A 17,296-nucleotide genomic window follows, 5' to 3' on the forward strand; every position below is an offset into this window, starting at 1 on the left:
TCTGGTGCGCTGATGCCAAGGCATTCGGTGGATCTAGTGTGAGTGGGAACTGATCGGATACCGGGGGTTTACCGAGCTTCGCTGCCATGAGCAGCAGCGGTGACAGACGCTCATCGCGCTGCGAGCCGGTGGCAGCATCCGGAGCACGAGAACCCGGGAGAGGCACTCTGTAGGTGCTGGCCGTCAGGGTGCTGCTGAATTCGGTTGAGGCGTTCTGGAATGAGTCATCCGGGGGCCGTTTCGGACAAAGTGCATTCGCTGGAGGCTCTCGAAGATGCCGTAGTCCTGCTCACGTGGTCACACAGTGCAGAAACCCAGACCACTTTCAGAACCGCCTCGGCGTCCACCAGGTGGGGCGCGAGTTCAGTTGCGCGCATTAGGGTTGGAACATGATCAATGAAGAGGCACGACTGCCACAGGACATCCTGCACGCCCTCCCCGGCTCGAACGCGGTGATGAAGCACGGCGTCGACGTCGATGCCGCCCGCTGGCGCGCCGAACTCTCCAAGCGCGGACTTCCCACGCTGACCGGAACCCTCGGCAACATCGACCGCACCTCGCTGACCCGCCGCGACGTGTTCGAGGTCGGCGACCGCGAGCGCACCCCCGACAATGCCTTCCAGCTGTTCTACTACTCGCTGGCGTGGGGCCTCGGCATCAAGGCTCCGCGCCTGCATCACCGCCTGGACAACTTCGCCTCCCACCGCGAGGAGGCCTCCGAGCTGCTGGTCTCCGCATGGAACGCCGCCCGGGACAGCGATTCGGTCAAGGACGCGTTCATCATCTTGACCACCGAAGACGGCGCCGGTCGGATCCCCTGGTTCGGCCCCGCCTTCTCCACGAAGTTCCTCTACTTCGCCCAGGGTGCCGCCACGGACCCGAAGCACCTGAGCCTTGACCGCGACGTCGCGGCGAACCTTTCCCGCGACGCCTGGCCCGACGCCACCACCGACGTCTGGGTCCCCGAGGTCTACGAGCAGTACTGCACGCTGTTGGGCGGCTGGGCCGAAGAGGCCTCCGCCGACTCCTCGGTGGACCGCGAAGTCCGCGCCGATGAGATCGAACTGGCGGTCACGCGCCGGGCATAGGCAACACCTGCGGCACGAGACTCCGACCGGCTGATTGAAAAACCGGAACCGCGACGCGGAGCAGGCCGCAGCACAAGACCGCCAGTATGGGCCGGGTTCAGACTCACAGGAGTCTGAACCCGGCCTATGCTGCGTCTTGGCGCGATGGACTGAATTGGCCAGCAACTGCTAGGAACCGATTCGACAACATCGATCAAAACTCCTTTGGAACAAGGGCTTGCTTTCGCCAAACCTCAGATGTACCGTCGAACCAGTTCGAAGGAGTGATGATGGTCACAATTGGTGATGTCGCAAAAGCGGCAGGGGTCTCCCGGAGTACAGCTTCGTATGCCCTCTCCGGCAAGAGGTCCATCTCCGATGCCGTGCGCCTTCGCGTCAATGAGGCCGTCAAGACCCTCCAGTACACCCCGAACGCCGGCGCTCGGTCCCTGGCGACCTCGCAGACGAAGGTCATCGGTCTGCTCGCCCAGTTCCTCGACGACGAATTCGCCCCCGCGATGCTCCAGTACATCCTGGGAGTGTCGAACACGGCGAGAGAGCTCGGATACGACATCCTGCTGGTCACCGACGCAGACGGCACCTCGGCGCTGCGCAGAATCAGCGATTCCCGAATGATCGACGGGATCGTTCTCCTCAATGTGGCAGAGAACGACCCCCGGCTGGATCACCTTCGCGCGGCCCAGCAACCGGGCGCCCTAGTGGGGCTGCCCAAAGACTGCGACGGCCTGGACGTCTTCGATCTGGATTTCGAAGAAGCCGGCCGCACGATGGTTGATCACCTGCACCGCTTGGGACACCGCGAGCTCATCCTGATCTCACAGCCCCAGCACGTGATTGACCGAGGCGGCGCCTACGTCTGGCGCCTGCAGAATGCAGCCCTTGCGGCAGCCGAGGCCCGAAACATCACGCTCCATACAGTCTTCGCACCCTCATCGCAGCCTGCAGTCGGCGATGCCCTCAATGAGCTCCTCGACGCGCATCCAACTGCCACCGGCCTCTTGATCAACAACGAAGCAGCTGCGGCAGCGCTGCCTTCAGTGCTCCATGAACGCGGACTCTCCACCCCGAAGGACCTTTCGGTGCTCGGGAGGTATTCCGATGAGTTCGCCCGCACGTTCTCCCTGCCCTTCTCCTCCATCGAGAGCGCGCCTGACCGTCTGGGCAGCATGGCCGTGCGCCAGCTCGTCCGCCGCATCGAGGGTGAGATAGGGCCCGAGGAGCCCAATGTTGTCCGTTTTGTCACGCCCGACCTCATCGACCGCGGGAGCACCGCCCCGCCCCGCTGAGATCCGAATCTGATGTGCACCCGTATCACTCAAAATCGAACCGGTTCGACACCTGTTCGATGATCCAAGGAGGAACGCAATGAGAAGCACCTTTCATACGGCGACTACCGTGACCGCAGCCTTGGCCGCGATCACCCTCTTGGCCAGCTGCTCCGGAGGGGACGCGGAAGGCGAAGGCAGCAATGGCGCCGCCTCCGGAACGTACACCTGGTGGGACCCCTACCCGCAGCACGAAGGGGACTCTGATTGGGAGAACCGCGTGCAAACATGCGGCGAGGAGGCTGGAGTCACCATTGAACGCACGGCGTACGACACCACCGCCCTCACCAACCAGACGATCCTTGCGGCACAGGAGGGCAACTCCCCCGACGTCGTCCTGCTCGACAACCCTGCTGTCTCCACCCTCTCTGAGAGCGGACTGCTCAGCACCGTGGACGAACTTGGGTTCGACACCTCCGCAGTAGACCCCAACCTGGTTGCTGCGGGCGAGCTCGACGGCGAGACCTACGGGATCCCCATCGGCGCGAACACGCTCGCCCTGTACTACAACGAAGACGTCCTGGAAGAAGCCGGGGTGGATCCAGCCTCTGTCACCGACTGGGCAAGCCTGACGAGCGCCCTCGAAGAGATCGAGGCTTCCGGCAACGGCGGCATGACCTTCGCCGGAATCGGCACCGAAGAAGGCTCCTTCCAGTTCCTCCCATGGTTCTGGGGCTCCGGGGCGGATCTCACCGAGCTGGATTCTCCCGAGGCCGTAGAGGCCCTGGAACTCTGGAAGGGCTGGGTCGACGAGGGACTGGTCCCGAACACCGTGATCAACAATTCCCAGAACACCACGTGGGAGGAGTTCCTCACCGGGGACTTCGGATTCGTGGAGAACGGGACCTGGCAGGTCAACAGTGCCGCCGACGCGGACTTCGCCACAGGTGTCATCGAGATTCCAGCCAAGGACGGTGGTGTCGCCCCCGCACCCACGGGCGGCGAGTTCATCGTCGCCCCGATGCAGGAGGACGTCGAGCGATACGACGTGACCCGCGAGATCGTCGAGTGCATGACGACTCCCGAAGGTTTCGTCGAGACCGCCAACACGTTCGCGTACTACATTCCTCCGACAGAAGAGGGTCAGGACGCGCTGCTCGAGGAGAACGAGGATCTCGAGACCTGGGTCTCCGCAGTCCAGGAAGCCAAGGGCCGCACCAGTGACAACCTCGGCACCGACTACCCCGTCATCTCCGAGGAGCTCTGGACCGCAGTCCAGAACGCCCTCTCCGGTGCAGCAACTCCCCAGGAAGCGCTGGAAGAGGCACAGGCGAACGTCGAGGCTGAACTCGGCTGAAGCCGGGCCGGATCACCGCAATCGGAAGGACCACCATGACGACCCTCGCCGACACCAAGGCGGGTCGCGGCAGCACGGGTGGAGCGGGCAGCGATGTCCCGCCCGCTCCACCCGAGAAGCTGCGGCGGCGCAGGCCCCACGGGGCTCAGTGGGCAGCAATAGGTTTCGCCGCTCCCCTGCTCGCCTACCTCGCGATGTTCTACGCCTACCCTCTGTGGCGGAACATCGACCTCAGCACCCACGACTACAACATCCGAGCCTTCGTGCAGGGCGATGCCGACTTCGTCGGCTGGCAGAACTATGCGGAGATCTTCTCTTCCTCGCTCTTCGCTCAGGCGCTGGCGAATACAGCGTTCTTCACCATCGTCTCCATCGCCTTCCAGTTCTCACTGGGGCTGGCGCTCGCGGTCTTCTTCCGCAACTATTTTCCACTCTCAGCTCCGCTGCGCGCCTTGTTCCTCATGCCCTGGCTGCTCCCGCTGATCGTCTCGGCGTCGACCTGGTCGTGGATGCTCAACAGCGAGAACGGAATCGTCAACTCCTTTCTCGGAGCCTTCGGCATAGGCCAGATCAATTGGCTCACTTCTCCCGAGACAGCGCTGCTCTCGGTGACGCTCGCGAACATCTGGCTGGGCATCCCCTTCAACCTGGTCATCCTCTACTCAGGGCTGCAGAACATTCCAGACGATGTCTATGAAGCGGCCTCGCTGGATGGTGCCGGCGCGTGGCGCCAATTCTGGAGCATCACGTTCCCGCTGCTTCGTCCGGTCTCCGCCATCACACTGCTGCTCGGACTCGTCTACACCTTGAAGGTCGTGGACGTGATCTGGGTGATGACAGCTGGCGGGCCCGGCAGCTCTACGACCACCCTGGCCATCTGGTCCTACCGCGAGGCATTCGGCACCGGACAGCCCGATTTCTCCCCGGCCGCTGCAGTGGGCAACATCCTCATCCTTGTTGCCCTCCTCTTCGGAGTGCTCCATCTTCAGCTGCAACGACGTCAGGAGGCCCGATGACAGCCCGCCGCGCCTGGTGGAAGACAGTCCTGGGACTGGTCTTCACCGGCATCATGCTCTTCCCCGTGTACTGGATGTTCAATGTCTCGCTGACGCAGACAAGCGACCTCCGCTCCTCACCGCCCCACTGGTTCCCCTGGGCGCCGACGTTCGAGGGCTATGCGACAGCCCTTGACCAGCAGCTGCCGGCGCTGGGCACCAGCCTGCTCATCGGACTCAGCACCGTGGTGCTCACGGTGCTCATCGCGGCGCCGGCGGGTTACGCGATCGCCCTGCTCAATCTGCGCGGCGGACGGGTGCTCAGCTTCGGCCTGATCGTGGCGCAGATGATCCCCGCCGTGGTGATGGCGATGGGCTTCTACGCCATCTATGTCAGGCTCGGCCTGCTCAACACCGTCGGAGGCCTGATCCTGGCCAACTCGACGATCGCGGTCCCCTTCGGCGTGCTGCTCTACACCGCCTTCATGGCAGGCATGCCCAAGGAACTGCTGCAGGCAGCTCGCGTGGACGGCGCGGGAGCCTGGCGCACCTTCATCTCGGTCGTGCTCCCCGTCAGCAGGAACTCCACGATCACTGTCGCGCTGTTCGCCTTCCTCTGGGCCTGGTCCGACTTCATCTTCGCGTCCACGTTGAATCGCAACGGTGACATGATCCCGATCACCTTGAGCATCTACCAATACATCGGCAACAACACGACGCAGTGGAACGCCATCATGGCAACAGCCGTGGTCGCCTCGATCCCCGCCACCGTCCTGCTTGTGCTCGCGCAGCGCTACGTCGCTGCAGGCGTGACAGCCGGCTCGGTCAAAGACTAGTGAAGGAACACCTGTGACCACCTCCCCTCCCCAGTCCTCCGGGTCCGTGACAGATGACCGCCGAGCTGTCACACCAGTCGACCCCGCCCGCGGGACGCGGCACGGTCTCGGCATCGACCAGGTCTCCCTCGAGACGGGTTTCTGGAAGACCCTCCAGGACGCGAACTCCACCGGTACGCTGCGACACTGCATCGATTGGATGGAACGTCTCGGCTGGCTCGCCAACTTCGACCGCGTCGCCGCGGGCACCATGGACGAGAATCGGCCCGGGTGGCAGTTCTCAGACTCCGAGGTGTACAAGCTTCTCGAGGCCCTGGCCTGGGAATATGGACGAACTCGCGACACGGAGATCGACGAGATCTTCGAATCGCTGGTGGACCGCGTCGCCGCGGCAGAGGACGACGACGGATACCTCAACACCTGCTTCGGGCACCCCGGACGTCCCGAACGCTACAGCGACCTTTCCATGGGGCATGAGCTCTACTGTGCGGGGCATCTCCTGCAGGCTGTCGTTGCCAGGCTGCGCACGAAGGGGGAGGATCGTTTCGTGGCGCTGGGGCGACGTGTGGCGGACCACGTGCTGCGCGAGTTCGGACCAGAGGGCCGGGACGGTGTCTGCGGGCACCCCGAGATCGAGGTGGCGCTGGCCGAGTTCGCCCGCGCCACGGGCGAGACCAGGTACCGGGATCAGGCCCAGCTCTTCGTGGAGCGTCGAGGGCACGGCACCCTCTCCCCCATCCCCCTGCTCAGCCGCGAGTACTTTCAGGACGAGATTCCTGTCCGTGACACTGAATCATGGCACGGGCACGCAGTGCGTGCCCTCTACCTCGCGGCCGGAGCGGTGGACATCGCCGTGGACGCAGGAGACGCGGAACTGCTCGCGGCGCTCGAGGACCAGTGGCACCACACCGTGGCACGCCGGACCTACCTGACCGGGGGAATGGGTTCCCGTCACCAGGACGAGGGCTTCGGGGAGGACTGGGAGCTGCCAACGGACCGCGCCTACTGTGAGACCTGCGCGGGCGTCGCCTCCTTGATGGTCTCCTGGCGCCTCTACCTGGCCACCGGCAGGTCCGAGTATGTCGACCTCATGGAACGGACGCTCTTCAACGTGATCGCCACGTCGCCGAGCCCCGATGGTACGGCCTTCTTCTACGCCAACCCCCTGCAGCAGCGTTCCGAGAGCTCCGACGTGCTCCCCGATGCCGTCAACTCCCGGGCCGAGGGAGGAGTGCGTGCTCCCTGGTTCGACGTGTCCTGCTGCCCGACCAACCTCGCCCGAACTCTGGCCTCCTGGCAGTCCTACTCAGCCGCCATCGACGCTGGGAATGACGACGAGGGCGACGTCGCCGTGGTGCTGCAATACGCCGCAGGCGAGTACCGGTTCGAGCTCAGCTCAGGTCTCCTGCGAGTGCAGGTGCACACTGAGTACCCCCATGCCTCGGAGGTCCACCTCAAGGTCCACGACGCCCCTCCTGGCGGTGCGCCCTTGAGACTCCGTGTTCCGTACTGGGCCATCGACGCCCAGGTCACTGTCAACGCAGGACCCGCCGAGCAGATCGAGCCGGGATGGTTCGACCTCCGGCAGCCCGTGTCCGAAGGCGATGAGATCCGCCTGGTGCTGCCGGTGGAACCGCGACTGACCTGGCCCGACGCACGGATCGATGCGATGCGCGGAACTGTTGCCGTGGAACGCGGCCCTCTCGTGCTATGCATCGAGTCACACGATGTTCCCGGCGGCATCGTGCTGGACGCCATCACGCTGGACACCTCGGCCTCGCTGGAGAACGAGGGCGACGGCGCCCGGGGCCGCGCCAGGGTCCTTGACGTGGTCGGTCCGGCCGATGGCACCCCGCCCTTCGGACGCGCGCCGAGCGGTCGAACCACATCCGAGGACTTCGACCTCATCTTCGTGCCGTACCACCGGTGGGCCGAACGTGGTCCCTCCACGATGCGCGTCTTCGTACCCGTGGCGCCGCATGTCAGGCTGTCGGGAGAGGACCCCAGCGCTGCCAATGTGGAAGGACCAACAGATGAGCCATGAACAGATCCACCAGGAGCACACCACCCTGGGCATCGAACTCGGATCCACCCGGATCAAGGCCTGTCTGGTCGGTGAAGCGGGCCAGACCCTCGCCACGGGGTCCAGCTCCTGGGAGAGCCAGCTTTTCGATGGGGTCTGGACCTACTCCCTGGACGCAGTCCACGAAGGCCTGGCCGCGGCCTATGCCGACCTTGCTGCCACCGTCCGCCGACTCCACGGCATCGAGCTGCGCGCCGTCGGTACGATCGGCATCTCGGCCATGATGCATGGATACCTGGCCCTGGACTCAGCAGGAGACCTGCTGACCCCGTTCAGAACCTGGCGCAACACCACGACGACGCCGGCCGCCGCCCGTCTCACTGAGGAATTCGGGCAGAACATCCCGCTGCGCTGGACCATCGCGCACCACTACCAGGCCATCATCGACGCCGAACCGCACGTGCCCAGGGCCCACACGTTGACCACGCTGGCCGGATACGTCCATCACCTGCTCACCGGCACCCATGTTCTCGGAGTCGGGGACGCCTCGGGAATGTTCCCGATCGACCCGGCCACGGGAAACTACGACGCCGAGCTGCTCGAGCGGTTCAGCCAGCTGACCGCTGAGCAGGACACCGGCCGGCCCCTGGACCAGCTGCTGCCACCGGTGGCCTCTGCCGGGGCACAGGCAGGCTTCCTCACCCCCGAGGGTGCCCAGCTGCTGGATCCCACCGGGGCCCTGGAACCAGGGATCATGTTCTGCCCGCCCGAGGGCGACGCCGGCACCGGCATGGTCGCGACCAATGCGGTGCGAGCCAGGACCGGCAATGTCAGTGTGGGCACCAGCATCTTCGCGATGCTCGTGCTCCAGGACTCGCTGCGCACCACGCGCAGTGAGATCGACATCGTAGCCACCCCGGACGCGAAGCTGGTCGCGATGGTGCACTGCAACAACGGTGCCAGTGAGCTCGGGGCATGGGCCGGACTCTTCGGTGAATTCCTCACGAACATGGGTCACGCTGCTGATCCAGACCAGGTCTTCCAGGCGATGCTCGGCGGCGCCCTGGAGGCCGACGCTGATCAGAATGGACTGCTGGCCTATAACCTGCTGGCCGCTGAACCGATCATCGGAGTGGACGCCGGCAGGCCCATGATCGTGCGCACCCCCGAGACCCCGCTCACCCTGGCGGGACTCGCCCGAGCCCAGCTGCTGGGCGTGTTCGCCGCACTCAGCGTCGGAATGGGAGTGCTGGCCGAGGAGGGCGTGAGCGTGGACCGGTTCTCCGCCCACGGCGGGCTGCTGCGCACCGGCGGCGTGGCCCAGCAGGCCCTGGCGGCCGCCCTCGGGACGCCTGTGGCGGTGACCAAGGACTCCACCGAGGGCGGCGCGTGGGGCATTGCGGTGCTGGCCAGCTATGCCAGGGCCGCGGCCACCGGGGCCTCCTCAGGTCGGGCCCTGCCGGACTGGCTGGATGAGGAGGTCTTTGCTGCCTCTGAGGTCGAGACCGTGACACCCACAGATGCCGAGGTCGCTGACTACGCCCGGTTCTTGGACCGGTGGGTCGCCGGGCTGGCGGCGGAACGCGCAGCGGGGCAAGCCCTCGAATGAACAACAGGTGAGAGCTCAGCCGGGCACACAGCCCACCACCCAGTTCCTCTGATGAAGGATTCTTCCATGACACAGACTCACAGTTCGCGCCCACTCAGTGTTCTGGTGTGGGGCGAGAACCGGCACGAACAGCTGGAACAGAACGTCGCCGACCTGTACCCAGACGGCATGCACACCACGATCCGCGAAGCGATCGAGGAGCATCTGGGCCAGGCAGTCTCCGCAGAGACCGCGACGCTGGATGACCCAGAGCATGGACTGACCGAGGAGGTTCTCGCGCGGACCGATGTGCTGGTCTGGTGGGGCCACGCGGCGCATGAGGAGGTCAGCGACGACGTCGTCGACCGCGTGCACCGGCATGTCCTGGCGGGCATGGGACTCGTCGTCCTGCATTCAGGTCACTGGTCGAAGATCTTCGTCAAGCTCATGGGCACCAGCTGCACGCTGCGCTGGCGTGCGGAACAGGACCGCGAGGTCGTGTGGACAGTGAACCCCACCCACCCCATCGCGCAGGGGGTGCCGCACCCGTTCATCATTCCCCAGCAGGAGATGTACGGAGAGTACTTCGACATCCCTGTTCCAGAGGAGCTGGTGTTCATCAGCACCTTCAGCGGCGGTGAGGCCTTCCGCAGCGGCTGCACCTTCCGGCGAGGCTTCGGAAAGATCTTCTTCTTCAGCCCCGGTGATCAGGACTACCCGGTCTATCACCACAAGGACGTCCGTCGCGTGGTCGCGAACGGCGTCGCCTGGGCCCAAACCCTCCGACCCGAGCGCACAGACCCGCAGCTGCTGCGGTACGAGACCGACGACTTCTACAACGGCCACGACTACCAGGGGGCGATGGAGAATTGAGTCTCAGTCCAGAGCACAGCAATCACCCGCCCGTCAGGATCGTGCAGGTCGGCGCCGGGGGCATGGGGAGGCAGTGGATCTCCGCCATCGACCAGTCCGATGAGACACAGCTGGTGGGACTCGTCGACCTGGATATCAACGTCGCCCAGGCCGCACTCGCCGAAGCGGAACTGACCGGCGTACACGTTGGCCTCAGTGTGGAAGAGGTGCTGCAGAGCACCGACGCCGATGCTGTCGTGAACGTGACCATCCCGGAGGCGCATCACGCGGTGAACGTGGATGCGCTCTTCCGGGGCCTGCCGGTTCTGTGTGAGAAGCCCATCGCCCCGACGCTCAGCCAAGCACTCTCCCTGGCCGCCGCCGCAGAGGCCAGCGGACAGCTCCTGATGACCAGTCAGTCGCGTCGCTACTTCAACCACCTGTCTGCACTCAAGGCAGGACTTCCAACACTCGGGGACCTGGGGGTGATCACCACCGAGTTCTTCAAGGCGCCCCATTTCGGCGGGTTCCGCGAGGACATGCGGCACGTGCTGCTGGTGGACATGGCCATTCATGCCTTCGACGTCGCACGGTTCCTGCTCGAGGACGACCCGGTGTCCGTGTATTGCGAGGAGTTCAACCCGAAGTGGAGCTGGTACGCCCACGGAGCCGCAGCCAACGCCTTGTTCGAGTTCGAAGGAGGAGCCCGTTACTCCTACTCGGGCAGCTGGTGCAGCGACGGGCACGAGACCTCCTGGAACGGTCACTGGCGCATCAACGGTGAACACGGGACAGCTCTCTGGGACGGTGAGAACCAGCCATCATTCGAGCTCACCGCGGATGCCATGAACACAGCAACGACGGGCGCAGAAGTCGCCCCCATGCCGGAAGAGATTCATGGATCGCTGGCCGAATTCGTCGACGCTCTGCGCACGGGGGCTGTCCCCTCGGGCGAGGTGCACAGCAATATCCTCACCCTGGCTATGGTGGAGGCATCGGTCCGCTCCGCAGAGACGGGGCAACGGGTCGCGATCGACGAGATGCTCGAAGAGGCATCCGCCGTGGCCGTGAAGAACGAAACGCTGCAAGCTGTTGCTGAAGCACTGAAGGCCTGGCCTCATCCCAGGACTGTCCTGGGTCAGGGCGGGTAGCCGTTCGGACATACACAACCAACACTCAGCCAACGCCCAGCCTCCCCCACCAGGGTTGAACCATGGCAAGCAAGAAGCAGCAGACCGTCACTGTCGGCGGTCATAAGCTCCGGCTCTCCAACCTGGACAAGGTCCTCTTCCCCGCCTCGGGCACCACCAAGGGCGAGGTCGTCCACTACTTCCAGACCGTCGCAGACGTGATGCTCCCGCACACCAGGAACCGGCCCGCCACCCGCAAGCGCTGGCCCGACGGCGTCGGCCCCGCAGACAAGCCGAATGAGCCGTTCTTCCGCAAGAACCTCGAAGACTCCGCCCCGGCCTGGGTCCCGCGTCAGGAGCTGGAGCACTCCGATCACAGCAACACCTACCCGCTCGCCAATGAACCCGCCGTCCTGGCTTGGTTCGGGCAGGTCGGCGCCCTGGAGATTCACGTCCCGCAGTGGCGCTTCAACAACAACGGAGAGCCGCAGAACCCGGACCGGCTCGTCCTGGACCTGGACCCCGGCCCCGGCGCTGACCTCACAGACTGCGCGCAGGTGGCCCGCTGGTGCCGCGAGATCCTCGATGAGATGAACCTGCCCTCGGTCCCGGTCACCTCCGGTTCCAAGGGCATCCACCTCTACGCCGGGCTCAACGGCAGTTACACCTCGGAGCAGGTCTCCCAGGTGGCCCACGAGCTGGCCAAGGCACTGGAGGCCGATCACCCAGACGCGGTGGTCAGCGATATGAAGAAGTCTCTGCGCCAGGGCAAGGTGCTCATCGACTGGTCGCAGAACAACCGCAACAAGACCACCATCGCCCCCTACTCGCTGCGCGGCCGTCCCGGATCCGCCGAGGGTCCCCATGTCGCCGCCCCGCGGACCTGGGAGGAGCTCGAGGATCCCGACCTCGGCCAGCTGGACATGCACCAGGTCATGGAGCGGATCTCCGAGGGCACAGACCCGCTGGTGGACTTCACCGCCGACGACGACGCCGCGGACGCCCTGCCGCACACGCAGGATGCGCTGAGCACGTACCGGTCGATGCGCGATGCCGCGAAGACCCCCGAGCCGGTCCCCTCCGACTCCCCTGCCTCTAGAACCGCGGATCCGATCTTCGTGGTCCAGGAGCACCACGCCACCGCGCTGCACTATGACACCCGGCTGGAGCGCAACGGGGTGCTGGTCTCCTGGGCGGTACCCAAGGGCCCTCCACTGAAGGTCGGTCAGCAGCGGCTGGCGGTGATGACCGAGAACCATCCGATCGAGTACGCCGAGTTCGAGGGCACCATCCCCAAGAACGAATACGGCGGCGGCGAGGTGACCATCTGGGACACCGGCACCGTGGAGATCGAGAAATGGGAGCAGGCCGAGGGCTCAGGGAAGGTGGTCTTCGTCCTGCACGGGGCACCGGACGGCGGCCTCGGCGGCGTCCCCCGCCGCTACGCGCTGGTGCAGACCGACGAGGCCGGCAAGAACTGGCTCATCCGGATGACCAAGGACCAGCCGAAGGCCGAGGAATCATCGAAGGCCGCGTCGACGCCGAAGAAGTCCACGAAGAGGCCTAGCAAGAACGCCACGGCCAAAGAGGACTCCGAGTTCCCCGACCCGCTGCCCTCCCCCATGCTCGCCTCCCCCGGCAAGCCCACCGACATCCGCGGCAAGGGCTGGGTGCTGGAGGGCAAGTGGGACGGCTACCGCGCCATCGCCGCCGTCCACGCCGACGGCCGCGTGGAGATCCGCAGCCGCAACGGCAAGGACTTCACCCAGACCTTCCCCGAACTCGCCGAGATCGCAGACCTCGTCCCCGCCGGCACCATGGTCGACGGCGAGATCGTCGCCCTGAACTCCGCCAGCCGCCCGGACTTCGGTCTCCTGCAGCGCCGCGGCAAACTGACCAAGAGCCGCGAGATCGAACAGACCGCGAAGAAGATTCCCGTGCACCTGATGCTCTTCGACGTGCTGCACACCGCCGAGCACGGCGACCTCACCGGTGAGCCCTACTCGCGGCGCCGAGAGATCCTGGAGGAGCTGGCCGGCAGCGGCAAGCACGTGCAGGTCCCGGCGGACATGGGCGACTCGCTGCAGGAAGCCATGGACGGCAGCCTCGAGCTCAAGCTTGAGGGGCTGGTGGCCAAGCGCACCGACAGCCCGTACCGGCCCGGCCGCCGGTCCGAGGACTGGGTGAAGATCAAGCATGAGAACCACGCCGATGTGGTGATCATCGGCTGGCGCCAGGGCAAGGGCGGCCGCGCCAAGACCTTCGGTTCCCTGTTGCTGGGCATGACCGACGACGACGGCGAACTCCGCTACGCCGGACGGGTCGGCACCGGCTTCAGCGACGTCGAACTGACGGATCTCTGCGCCCAGCTGGAGAAGCTGATCCGCAAGACCGCCCCGGTGGAGGACGTCCCCGCCGAGGATTCCTCGGACGCCACCTGGGTCACGCCGAAGCTGACGGCCGAGGTGCGTCATTCCGGGGTGACCAGGGACAACCGGCTGCGCCACCCCACGTGGCGGGGCATTCGGATGAACAACGGGCCCTGAACTTTGCTCAGCGCGTACGCGCTGTACTCAAAACCTCTGATCCGTAGACTGCGAACCAAGACGCACAGACCCAACACAGGAGAACGATATGACTGATATGACTGCCAACGAGCTCATTAAAAAGCTGAACAACATCGGCACCTGCATGTTCACCACGGTGGATCAGAACCACCGGATCGTCTCCCGCCCCATGGGCGTCACCGAGATCGATGACCAGCACAAGTTCTGGTTCTTCACCCCGCTGAACTCTGACAAGGTCGAGGACATCATCGGGGAGGGCGAGGTCAACCTCGGCTTCGTGGATGACCACAGCTGGGTCTCCATCGCGGGCAGCGCTCAGGTGATCGCCGATCTCGAGCGCAAGAAGGAGCTGTGGGACCTTGGCCCGAAGGCCTACTTCGAGGGCGGGCCTGAGGACCCCAACGCGGTGCTGATCGAGGTGACCCCGGAGACCGCCCAGTACTGGGAGGGCCCGGGCAAGGCCGCGGCACTCGTGAAGATGGCGAAGGCGTCGTTCTCCTCCGAGACCCCAAACATGGGGGACCAGGGGCGCGTGGAGCTGTAATCAGCTCAGACTCCGAAGCAGGGGCGGGTCACGTTGGTGGCCCGCCCCTGCTTTCACTGTTGCCCTGAACTCTCCTGGACCACCTTCCGGTCCTGCCCTCCGGACTCGGGGACATCCACTGTCCTCGCAGGTGCGACTCCTACGTCAGTCCTCGACTGACTCGTCCCAGCCGCCATGAAATATGGAGCCAGGTATTCACGCAGGTCCGGATCGCAGACGTAGACGTAGGTTCCCTTGATACCTCGGGTCAGTAGAACCCCGTAGATGTTCGTGACGTACTCCAGAAGACCCTCATCGCTGAACTTGAGGCCCAGCCGCGGATTATTTTCTTTCCCCTTGGAGTCGAAATAATTGGCGCGGTCGAACACAATCCGCCGCTGGCGGGTGTCGAACCTCAAGTCGGGCCCGATGACCACGCCCGCGTAGTTCAAGTCGTATCCCTGAACCGTGTGGATTGAGCCGACTTCCTCCAGGGACGTCCTTGAATTGATCCAGTCTTTGGCCGTGCGGTTCCACTGAAGGCCATAGCCATCGAGGACTATGTCAGCAAGGTTCTCGTCCTTCTTGCTTATCCACTTCCACGCGTAGCCCGCCACCAATCGAGCGAGCCCGTGCTCTGCGTCCCGTTCACGAATCTTCTCGTGCATCGACTCGAAGTCTCGGAACATGTCGACCTCATACCCGGCGAAAGTCTCCCGCTCCGGGGCTTCGGATCTCAGTATCGACCGAACGTAGTCGATATAGCCTCGCCCCGCTCGTACTCGCATCTGCGAGCGCAACTCGTGGTGCCGACCCCCATCTTTGGCGGCATCCAACAGCGATTCCCAAGTAGAACTCGGAATATCGGCCGGTCTCACGCTCTGAGCGCCATCCAAGAATAGAATCTGATGGTCGCTCTTTGCTTTGATCCAGTCCAACTGGGTGTAGTGGTGCTCGTCGCTGCCAAACAACTTGCGGTTGATCTCGGTGAAGCGTGAGTTCTGGTTGGCGGAGGGTTGGTTGGCGCGCTGGTTCAACCGATGGGCTTCATCTACAACGAGTACATCGAAATGCTGATCAGATTCGCCGACCGCAAACGGGTCGAGCACCATGGAACGCTCGAGGTACGGAGTTCGATTGAAAACGTCGGCGACGGAAGCACGCAAGGACTGCTGAGGGACTGCGAACCCGATGGCCAGCGGACTCAGGCGATCTCGGTTCTCGGCCGTGAAGAACTCCGTGAAGCGGGCATCTGACTCATCGAGCGAAGTGTCTAGTTCTGCGTCCTCAGCGGTCGCGATGTCAGCAAGAAGCTTCATGAGATAAATCGCGACAACGGTCTTACCTGTGCCCGGATTGCCTTGAACGACGATCGGAACATCGTGATCCCGAACGGGCCCGCGCTGGAAGAAGTCACGAAGGATGTCTTCGACAGCCATCGCCTGCTCACTCGTGAGCGCTTTAAACGGAGACAGTTTGAAAAGATCGTTGTTCTCTATCTCGGGGAGCGTACGCTCGAAAATGCCTTCCGTGCGAAGTGCTTGGAATATCTCCCGGAACGTCTTCTGGTACTCGTGTCTGCCGAAGTACTCGCTATCAACTATGCCTTTATTCCGGTTGCGCACTGCGTAGCGCCCGTCGCCACCTAGACGTTCGATTAAGTATGCCTCTAGATCCAACGCCGCGGATTTATTGAAAGTTTCGTCGAGGATTATCTGCACTCGATGTAGATCGCTCTTATTGTCCGTGGCAAGGTGTTGCCTAATCCGGGAGGCGACGTTTCGGGACTCCCCCACGTAGATCGAGGTGTCATTGCGCAACGTGTAGACGGCAGGCCAGTTTGTATACCGCACATCGCGCTCGGTGAGAATAGATACGGCATCCTTCTCGAACCGCGATCCCGAGATCTCATAACTGGTCATATTTGGCGCTCGTACCCTTCGCTTTGTCTACGGGATACTTCTCACGAGTCGTCTGAAGCTTCTCAAGGACGATCTCGTCCGGTTCCCAGCCCATCCGATCCGCCAACAAATATGCGTACGTCAAAACATCCGCAAGTTCCGAACGAATTTCCTCGGAGTCACTTTGCCCACCCCATTGCACACGCTCAAGCAGCTCGCCTGACTCAATCGCGATGCTCTTAATCAAGTTCTCGGGGCTATGGAACTGTCCCCAATCACGTTCTGCGACGAAACTTCTCAGCGCCAATTTGGTTTCTTGAGACGACATAGGGACACGCTACCGCGCCAAAGTCACGGACGCTCGGTCCGCTGAAACGCGGGTGGGTCTTAGACGTGGATGCCCTTGTAGTGCGTAGCCCTACCATCCAGATGTAGCGCCTATCAATTGACTATCGATAGATCTTCATCGATACTCAATTCATGACAGGTCAACGCTGGGTAGTTGCCACCCTCAAGGCATCACTGGTCCTGCTTTTCGGGCTGCTGCTCATATTTCAGACGATGTCTCTGCCAGGACAGTTCGCGCACATGGCTCAGGAATCGCCTGACATGGCATTCCTGCGTTGGCCAGCTACGGTCATCACGATCTTCTGGGTGCTGTGTGTCCAGGTGGTGATCATCTGCATTTGGCAGCTGCTCACCCTCGTCCAGAAGGACCGCATTTTCAGCTCCACCTCCATGCGGTGGGTGAACCTGGTGCTTGGCGCTATCGGTGCCGCCTGGCTCACCCTCGTGGGAGTCTTCCTCTACATCGGATTCCACGCCACTGACCCCGGGATGCCGCTGGTGCTCGCGCTGATGGTGGCAGTGGGCGCCGTCGTCGGTCTTGTGGTTGTGGTGATGCGTGCATTGCTGAAGCAGGCGACGACGCTGCGCACTGACATGGAAGCCGTGATCTGATGCCGATCGTCGTGCGGATTGATGTGGAGCTGGCCAAGCGGAAGATGAGCGTAGGTGAGTTCGCGGAACGGGTGGGAATCACCCCGGCGAATGTGGCGGTGCTGAAGAACGGCCGTGCCAAGGCGATCCGGTTCAGCACGCTGGAAGCCATGTGCGAGGTGCTGGAATGCCAGCCGGGCGACCTCATCGAGTGGGTAGAGGAATGAGCGCC

Annotated in this window: 15 protein-coding genes; 13 read left to right on the forward strand and 2 right to left on the reverse strand. The window is 63.8% G+C overall.

Going from position 1 to position 17,296, the window contains the following annotated elements; genetic code table 11:
* The first annotated feature begins 389 nt into the window (after nt 1-389).
* From H4W26_RS04260 to H4W26_RS04310, 11 genes are all read left to right on the forward strand, one after another.
* Nucleotides 390-1,088: an 8-oxoguanine DNA glycosylase OGG fold protein gene (locus H4W26_RS04260; RefSeq protein ID WP_192590889.1), complete on the forward strand. Its 699-nt coding sequence runs from the start codon at nt 390-392 to the stop codon at nt 1,086-1,088.
* A gap of 266 nt (nt 1,089-1,354) precedes the next feature.
* Nucleotides 1,355-2,374: a LacI family DNA-binding transcriptional regulator gene (locus H4W26_RS04265; protein ID WP_225939589.1), complete on the forward strand. Its 1,020-nt coding sequence runs from the start codon at nt 1,355-1,357 to the stop codon at nt 2,372-2,374.
* Between the two features lie 79 nt (nt 2,375-2,453).
* On the forward strand, nt 2,454-3,710 hold the full coding sequence (locus tag H4W26_RS04270; RefSeq protein ID WP_192590890.1) for a sugar ABC transporter substrate-binding protein: 1,257 nt from the start codon (nt 2,454-2,456) through the stop codon (nt 3,708-3,710).
* 35 nt (nt 3,711-3,745) lie between these two features.
* A complete protein-coding gene (locus tag H4W26_RS04275; protein WP_192590891.1) occupies nt 3,746-4,726 on the forward strand; it encodes a carbohydrate ABC transporter permease in 981 nt (326 codons plus the stop codon).
* Nucleotides 4,723-5,541 carry a carbohydrate ABC transporter permease gene (locus H4W26_RS04280; RefSeq protein WP_192590892.1) on the forward strand — a complete coding sequence of 273 codons (819 nt, stop codon included), beginning with the start codon at nt 4,723-4,725 and terminating at the stop codon, nt 5,539-5,541. Before H4W26_RS04275 ends, H4W26_RS04280 begins: the two co-directional genes overlap by 4 nt.
* A 13-nt stretch (nt 5,542-5,554) precedes the next feature.
* Nucleotides 5,555-7,585: a glycoside hydrolase family 127 protein gene (locus H4W26_RS04285; RefSeq protein WP_318779764.1), complete on the forward strand. Its 2,031-nt coding sequence runs from the start codon at nt 5,555-5,557 to the stop codon at nt 7,583-7,585.
* On the forward strand, nt 7,575-9,173 hold the full coding sequence (locus H4W26_RS04290; RefSeq protein ID WP_192590893.1) for an FGGY-family carbohydrate kinase: 1,599 nt from the start codon (nt 7,575-7,577) through the stop codon (nt 9,171-9,173). The genes H4W26_RS04285 and H4W26_RS04290 overlap by 11 nt, the downstream gene beginning before the upstream one ends.
* Before the next feature lie 66 nt (nt 9,174-9,239).
* A complete protein-coding gene (locus tag H4W26_RS04295; protein WP_192590894.1) occupies nt 9,240-10,025 on the forward strand; it encodes a ThuA domain-containing protein in 786 nt (261 codons plus the stop codon).
* A complete protein-coding gene (locus tag H4W26_RS04300; RefSeq protein ID WP_225939590.1) occupies nt 10,022-11,155 on the forward strand; it encodes a Gfo/Idh/MocA family protein in 1,134 nt (377 codons plus the stop codon). The genes H4W26_RS04295 and H4W26_RS04300 overlap by 4 nt, the downstream gene beginning before the upstream one ends.
* Before the next feature lie 62 nt (nt 11,156-11,217).
* Nucleotides 11,218-13,680 (forward strand): ATP-dependent DNA ligase, encoded by a 2,463-nt coding sequence (locus H4W26_RS04305; RefSeq protein ID WP_192590895.1) that lies wholly within the window; start codon nt 11,218-11,220, stop codon nt 13,678-13,680.
* Between the two features lie 88 nt (nt 13,681-13,768).
* Nucleotides 13,769-14,245 (forward strand): pyridoxamine 5'-phosphate oxidase family protein, encoded by a 477-nt coding sequence (locus H4W26_RS04310; RefSeq protein WP_192590896.1) that lies wholly within the window; start codon nt 13,769-13,771, stop codon nt 14,243-14,245.
* Nucleotides 14,246-14,298: 53 nt separating this feature from the next.
* Here the strand turns inward: H4W26_RS04310 and H4W26_RS04315 are convergent, their stop codons facing one another.
* Both H4W26_RS04315 and H4W26_RS04320 read right to left on the reverse strand, forming a co-directional pair.
* Complete coding sequence (locus tag H4W26_RS04315; RefSeq protein ID WP_192590897.1) at nt 14,299-16,146, reverse strand: DUF2075 domain-containing protein; 1,848 nt, start codon at nt 16,144-16,146, stop codon at nt 14,299-14,301.
* Complete coding sequence (locus H4W26_RS04320) at nt 16,133-16,453, reverse strand: nucleotide pyrophosphohydrolase (RefSeq protein ID WP_192590898.1); 321 nt, start codon at nt 16,451-16,453, stop codon at nt 16,133-16,135. Before H4W26_RS04320 ends, H4W26_RS04315 begins: the two co-directional genes overlap by 14 nt.
* A gap of 233 nt (nt 16,454-16,686) precedes the next feature.
* On the opposite strand from H4W26_RS04320, the gene H4W26_RS04325 reads away from it, so the two are divergent.
* A complete protein-coding gene (locus H4W26_RS04325) occupies nt 16,687-17,085 on the forward strand; it encodes a DUF2975 domain-containing protein (RefSeq protein ID WP_225939591.1) in 399 nt (132 codons plus the stop codon).
* Nucleotides 17,085-17,291, forward strand: coding sequence for a helix-turn-helix domain-containing protein (locus tag H4W26_RS04330; protein WP_192590900.1), 207 nt, complete (start codon nt 17,085-17,087; stop codon nt 17,289-17,291). Before H4W26_RS04325 ends, H4W26_RS04330 begins: the two co-directional genes overlap by 1 nt.
* Nucleotides 17,292-17,296 lie beyond the last annotated feature (5 nt).

It is taken from the genome of Nesterenkonia halotolerans, from assembly GCF_014874065.1.
GTDB lineage: Bacteria > Actinomycetota > Actinomycetes > Actinomycetales > Micrococcaceae > Nesterenkonia > Nesterenkonia halotolerans.